This is a genomic window from Arthrobacter crystallopoietes BAB-32 (assembly GCF_000328305.2).
Classification (GTDB): Bacteria; Actinomycetota; Actinomycetes; order Actinomycetales; family Micrococcaceae; genus Crystallibacter; species Crystallibacter crystallopoietes_A.
In genome coordinates this window covers 1-6200 of the sequence record NZ_ANPE02000025.1, presented here as the reverse complement: position 1 = coordinate 6200, position 6200 = coordinate 1, and the positions used below count along the sequence as shown (strand labels likewise).

General features: G+C 67.4%; 6 protein-coding genes. 4 read left to right on the top strand and 2 right to left on the bottom strand.

What is annotated here, in order from left to right; all coding sequences use genetic code 11:
- The first annotated feature begins 49 nt into the window (after positions 1-49).
- Genes D477_RS00655 through D477_RS00640 form a run of 4 tightly spaced genes read left to right on the top strand, consistent with a single transcriptional unit; the run spans position 50 to position 3236 of the window.
- Positions 50-1120, top strand: coding sequence for a YihY/virulence factor BrkB family protein (locus tag D477_RS00655; RefSeq protein ID WP_005266207.1), 1071 nt, complete (start codon positions 50-52; stop codon positions 1118-1120).
- Between the two features lie 51 nt (positions 1121-1171).
- Positions 1172-2134 carry a hypothetical protein gene (locus D477_RS00650; RefSeq protein ID WP_005266206.1) on the top strand — a complete coding sequence of 321 codons (963 nt, stop codon included), beginning with the start codon at positions 1172-1174 and terminating at the stop codon, positions 2132-2134.
- Entirely contained in the window at positions 2131-2586 is a 456-nt protein-coding gene (locus D477_RS00645; protein ID WP_005266205.1) for a phage holin family protein, read from the top strand. The genes D477_RS00650 and D477_RS00645 overlap by 4 nt, the downstream gene beginning before the upstream one ends.
- A complete protein-coding gene (locus D477_RS00640) occupies positions 2583-3236 on the top strand; it encodes a DUF3618 domain-containing protein (protein WP_005266204.1) in 654 nt (217 codons plus the stop codon). Before D477_RS00645 ends, D477_RS00640 begins: the two co-directional genes overlap by 4 nt.
- A 73-nt stretch (positions 3237-3309) precedes the next feature.
- On the opposite strand, the gene glgX is transcribed toward D477_RS00640, so the two are convergent.
- Together glgX and rlmB are read right to left on the bottom strand one after the other, a co-directional pair.
- Complete coding sequence (gene glgX, locus D477_RS00635; RefSeq protein ID WP_005266203.1) at positions 3310-5394, bottom strand: glycogen debranching protein GlgX; 2085 nt, start codon at positions 5392-5394, stop codon at positions 3310-3312.
- A gap of 23 nt (positions 5395-5417) precedes the next feature.
- Positions 5418-6200: 23S rRNA (guanosine(2251)-2'-O)-methyltransferase RlmB (rlmB, locus tag D477_RS00630; RefSeq protein WP_005266201.1), on the bottom strand; the 783-nt coding region annotated here is incomplete at its 5' end.

Sequence of the window (6200 nt, the reverse complement as noted above, 5' to 3'; positions counted from 1 at the left end):
CATGAACCTTGTCCAGCCCGTTTATAGACGAGCCGAGAAAGGAGGAAGCGTGGATCAGGAGAATAGCTCATCCAAAGCCGGATCGGCTCCGCATCCGGAGGATGACCGGAAACCGGATACTCCGGCAAAGGTCAAGAAGCCGTCGTGGATGTACATCTTCCGGAAGGCAATACGTGAGTTCTCGGCAGACCAGTGCACCGACCTGGCGGCTGCCTTGACCTATTACGCTGTCCTGTCGCTGTTCCCGGCGCTGCTGGCTCTTGTTTCCATCCTTGGCGTAGTCGGCCAAGGCCAGCAGACTACCTCCGCCATGATGGACATGGTCGAGCAGATGGCTCCCGGCCAGGCTGCAGAAACGTTGCGGCAGCCGATCGAGCAGCTGGCCAGCGCACCGACTGCAGGACTGGCGCTGATCGTCGGCCTTGCCGGTGCCCTCTGGTCCGCTTCCGGATATGTCGGAGCCTTCGGCCGCGCCATGAATCGGATCTACGAGGTGGACGAGGGTCGGCCGTTCTGGAAACTGCGCCCCGCGATGCTGCTGATCACGCTCATCGTCGTGCTGATTGGAGCGATGATGATGCTCATCCTGGTCCTCTCGGGCCCGGTGGCCGAGGCTATCGGATCCGCCGTTGGGCTGGGGCAGGCAGCGCTGACCGCATGGAGCATCGCCAAGTGGCCGGTCCTGGTCGGCTTCGCCATCCTGGTGGTCGCCCTGCTGTATTACGCCACTCCCAACGTGAAGCAGCCGAAGTTCCGGTGGATGAGCATGGGCGCGTTCCTGGCCCTGCTGGTCCTGGCCATCACGACGGCGGGCTTCGCCTTCTACGTCGCGAACTTCTCCAATTACAACCGTACCTACGGGGCGATTGGCGGCGTGATCGTCCTGCTGCTCTGGTTCTGGCTGTCCAACCTGTCACTGCTGTTCGGCGCGGAGTTCGACGCCGAGGCAGAGCGCGGACGCCAGCTGCAGGGCGGGATTGAAGCGGAAGAGACCATCCAGCTGCCGCCGCGCGATACGCGCAAGAGCGACAAGCAGCTCCAAAAGGAACAGGAGGATATCGAGCGTGGACGTTCCCTGCGCCGGGAATTCGGCGACAGCCAAGACACGAACCGGCGCTGATTTTCCCAGCCAGTCCATCAACCGACCCAACCTCGAGGAGAAGGAATAGCTATGACGACCAATACCCCAGGAAATTACGACGACGATGCCACGGGCCTCGGCCCGACCGGCGGCACGTTCGGACGTCCCGGCGGCGTCGGCGGCGAGACCCTTCCGCCTGCCCGCCCGGCAGCTCCCCTCACTGAGCCGATGACCACGGCGCAACCGGAGCAGTCCAAGTCCGAGACCGCCAAGGAAGAGGCCCGTGAGGTCGGCCGCGAAAGCGCAGCCGCCGGCCAGCATGTGGCCGACACGGCCAAGACCGAGGCAAAGCAGGTGGCGCACGAGGCCAAGGAACAAGCCCGCTCGCTGATGGGCCAGGTCGGCGACAATGTCAAAGGCCAGGCCAGCAGCCAGCAGCAGCGCGTGGCTTCCGGCCTCCGCTCGATCGGCGACGAGCTCTCCTCGATGGCCCGCAATTCTGAGCAGTCCGGCAACGCAACGCACCTGGTCGGCCAGGCCGCGGACAAGGCCCGCTCGGCGGCCGACTGGCTGGAGAACCGCGAGCCCGGCGACCTGCTGGACGAGGTCAAGCGGTTCGCACGGCAGCGCCCCGGCGCCTTCCTCGCCATCGCGGCGGGCGCAGGACTGGTCGCTGGCCGCCTGACCCGCGGTCTGACCAAGGAGAAGGAGGACCAGCGCCACGCCGCCCAGCACCGCGCCACCGGAACCACCGGCTACAGCACCGGTTACGGCACGGAGTACGGTACTGACTACGGCACCCAGAGCGCTGCCGGCTTTGCCGCCCCGGGCGCGCAGACCGGTTCGGCCCTTGGCGGGGCTCCGGGCGGTCCGGAAACCATCAACTACCCCACCGGCACTCCGACGGGCGCCACCGAACGGCACGACACGTCGGGCGCGGTCGGTGGCGCGGCCGGCGAGCCGGACACCATCACCTACCCGGGCACCGAAACGGGCACGGGCGGCAGGGCCATCCCGGAACGGGATCCGTTTGAGGGCGGTGGCAGCCGATGACCGAACCACGCCACACTGAACCAGGGCATCTTCCGGCTACCCCGGCGGAGATCAAAGCGGAGAACAGTTCGCTGGGCGACCTGCTCGGCGACGTCTCCCGGGATCTTTCGGTGCTGATGCGGCAGGAGCTTGAGCTGGCCAAGGCCGAAGCCAAGGAATCCGCCACTCGCGCCGGGAAAGGCGCCGGCATGTTCGCCGGCGCCGGCATCGCGGCCCACTTCGTCCTATTGTTCCTCTCCATTGCGCTCTGGTGGGGGCTGGGCGAGGCCATGGGTGAGGGATCGGGCTTCGTCTGGTCCGCCATTATCGTGGCCGTCATCTGGGCGATCATCGCCGCCATCCTGGCCGCCGTGGGCAAGAAGAAGATGGAGACCGTCCGAGGCCTGCCGCGCACCACGGAATCCGTCAAGAAAATCCCCGACACTCTCAAACCAAGTGAGGAAGCACGATGAGCCAGTCACCTGAAGAAATCCGGGCCGATATCGAACGCACCCGTGGCCGCCTGGGCACGGACGTGGATGCCGTGGCGGAGAAGGTCTCCCCCTCGAACATCGTGCACCGGCAGACCGACAAAGTGAAGAACAGCATTGGCCGGGCCAAGGACAAGGTCATGGGCGCGGCGGAAGACACGAAGGACAGGGTCATGGGCGCCGCGCATGACACCACTGGTTCAGCCCGGTCCATGGGGCACGACACCGCCGACTCGGCCAAGTCCATGGCGCACGACGCGGGCCAGGCCATCAGCGATGCGCCGCAAACCATCGCCCGCAAGACCGAGGGCAACCCGCTGGCCGCAGGCCTGATTGCCTTCGGCGCGGGCTGGCTGGTCTCGTCCCTGATCCCGGCGAGCCGGGCCGAGCAGCGCGCCGCGGAACGGGTCAAGGAAGAGGCCCGGCCGGTGGTGGAGGAGGTCAAGAGCTCCGCCCAGCAGGTCGCCCAGGACATGAAGGAACCCGCGCGCGAGGCGGCCGAGCAGGTCAAGACCTCGGCGCAGGACTCCGCCCAGCATGTCAAGGAGGAAGGCCAGGTCGCAGCCGAGGACGTCAAGTCCCGGGCCGAAGAGGCCAAGACCAACGTCCAGGACCAGCCGCGGCAGTACTGACACCTGCGCGGCACCAAGGGTAACGACGACGGCGGACACGCTCCGCCGTCGTCGTCCTTTGTCCAGAGGGACTTCAGGCGCGGTAGATGCTGATGGCGTTGGCGCCGATGATTTCGCGTTCCCCGCTGGCGACCCGGGCGCCGCGGCGCCGATCGTCGTGTTCGGAGGTGGTCAGCACCAGTTCGAAAGTGCGGCCGTGGCTGCCGCCGACGCCGAAGTCGCGCAGCGCTCCGGTGCTCGGCATCAGGATCTTGCGCGGTTCGAGCCGCCCGTTGATGACGACCAGGCCGTCGATGCTGCCGCTGGGCGATCCCATCAGCAGCTGGACGGTCCGGCTCGCCGGGTCCGTCCACTGGTCCTGGGTCATCGGTTCGCCGCACTCGTTGAACCAGAGCAGGTAGGAGCTCTGTTCCTTCGACGGATAGCTGTACGGCTGGTTGGCCAGGAAGGACTTGCGGATCCGCAGCAGCCGGCGGGTAGTCCGGAACATCTGCTCCTGGCGGTCGTCGAGGACCCAGTTCAGCCAGCTGGTCTCGTTGTCCTGGCAGTAGGCATTGTTGTTCCCGTGCTGCGTCTTGCCCAGCTCGTCTCCGGCGGTGATCATGGGCACGCCCAGCGACAGCAGCAGGGTGGCCATCAGGTTCCGCGCGGCCCGCGCCCGCGCATCCAGCACGGCGCCGTCCCCGGTGGCGCCTTCGACACCGTGGTTGTAGCTGCGGTTGTAGTTGGAACCGTCCCGGTTCTCCTCGCCGTTGTCTTCGTTGTGCTTCCGGTCGAAGGCGGTCAGGTCCGCCAGGGTGAAGCCGTCGTGCGCCGTGATGTAGTTGATCGAGGCCAGCTTGCCCCGGCCCGAGCCGGCGAAGACCTCGGCCGAACCGGCGATACAGCTCGCCAGGCGGGCCACGGAGGAGCCGCTGCCGCCGTGCTGCAGGGCATTGGCGTCCTCCAGCCAGAAGCTGCGGGCGGTGTCACGGAACCTGTCGTTCCAGTCAGCCCACCCCTCCGGGAAGTTTCCGGTCTGCCAGCCGCCCGGGCCGACGTCCCAGGGCTCCGCAATCAGCTTGGCCTGCGAAACCACTGGATCCGCGGCGACGTCGGCCAGGAACGGGTGGCGTGGATCGAAGTGGTTATTCCGGTCACGGCACAGCGCAACGGCGAGGTCGAAGCGGAACCCGTCGATGTGGAACTCTTCGATCCAGTAGCGCAGCGAATCCAGCACCAGCTGCCGTACGCGCGGTTCGTTCAGGTCCAAAGTATTGCCGCAGCCGGTGGTGTCCAGGTAGTTCCCGTGCACGTCGTGGCGGTAGTAGGCCTTGTCGGCCAGGCCGCGGAAGGAGTAGGTCTGCTGGTGCTTGCCGCCCTCGGCCGTGTGGTTGTACACCACGTCCAGGATCACCTCGAGCCCGGCCTCGTGCAGCTTCTTCACCATCGTCTTGAATTCGTCCAGCACTGCCTTCGGGCCGGCCGACCGTGCCTTGGCCGTGGCGTAGCCCTCATGCGGCGCGAAGAAGCCGAGGGTGTTGTAGCCCCAGTAATTGGACAGGCCCAGCTCCTGCAGGTGCGGTTCGTCCAGGTGGAAGTGCACCGGCAGCAGCTGGACGGCGGTGATGCCCAGGTTCAGGAAGTACTCGATCATCACCGGGTGCGCCAGGCCGGCGTAGGTGCCGCGCAACCCAGCCGGAAGCTGCGGGTGCAGCATGGTCTGGCCCTTCACGTGGCACTCGTAGAGCACCGTGTCGCGCCACGGAATGCGCGGGAGCCGGTCCTCGCCCCAGTCGAACTCCGGTTCCACAAAGACGGAACGGTAGAGGCCGCCGTCGTCCGTGATGGCCCTGGCGTAGGGATCCACCAGCAGCTGGCGGGACGCCGGCTGGGCAGCGCTTGCCCGCGGCCAGAAACCGTAGCGGCTGCCCGGGGCCAGGCCCGGCACCAGCCCGTGGTGCACACCGTCGGTCAGCTCGCGCAGCGGTGCGCTTCGCCAGCGGCCGCCGGCTTCGAAGTGGATGTCCACCGCCTTCAGGCCCGGAGCGAACACCGCTGCGTTCGCCAGGCCGTCGGATCCGGTCCCGGCGCCGCTGACGCCCAGCGGAAAGGGACGCGACAGGTGGTCGGGGCCGATTCGCAGTTCGGTCGGGATCTTGTCGGTCGATTCGGCCAAGGCTGCCTGCTTCCGAGGGGCCGTTACTGCCCGGCGCGCTGCCGGGAGACTTCGTACAGGCTGATGCCCACGGCCATGGAGGCGTTCAGCGATTCCATGTCGGAATCGATGGGGATGGAAACGATCTGGTCGCAGTGCTCGCGGACCAGCCGCGAGAGGCCCTTGCCTTCCGAACCCACCACCAGGCAGAGCGGCTCGGTGGCCAGGGCCAGGCCGGGCAGCGAGACGTCGCCGCCGCCGTCGAGTCCGAGCACGTAGATGCCCATGGACTTGTAGGCCTTGAGCGTGTTGTTCAGGTTGGCCGCGCGGGCGACCGGGACGCGCACGGCCGCACCGGCGCTGGTCTTCCAGGCCGAGGCCGTCATCCCGACCGCGCGCCGCTCCGGAACGATCACGCCGTGGCCGCTGAACGCGGAGACGGAGCGGATGATGGCGCCGAGGTTGCGCGGATCCGTAATGCCGTCCAGCGCGACGAAGAGCGGGGCGTTGCGGATGTAGCCCTTGCTGAACTTGGTGATGGTCTCCTCGGCCAGGTCCAGGGCGTCGGGGTACTCGTACGGCGGCACCTGCAGGACCAGCCCCTGGTGGACGGCGTCGTCGGTCAGCCGGTCCAGTTCCGGCTTCTGCGCCTCCAGCACGGGGATGCCGCGCTCGGCGGCGATCTTCAGCGCCTCCTTGACCCGGTCATCCATCTCCACCCGCAGGGCGACGTAGAGGGTCTTGGCGGGCACGCCGGCACGCAGCGCCTCAAGCACCGAGTTGCGGCCGGTGACCATTTCCTCAGCCGCCTTGCTGCGGCGGGCGGG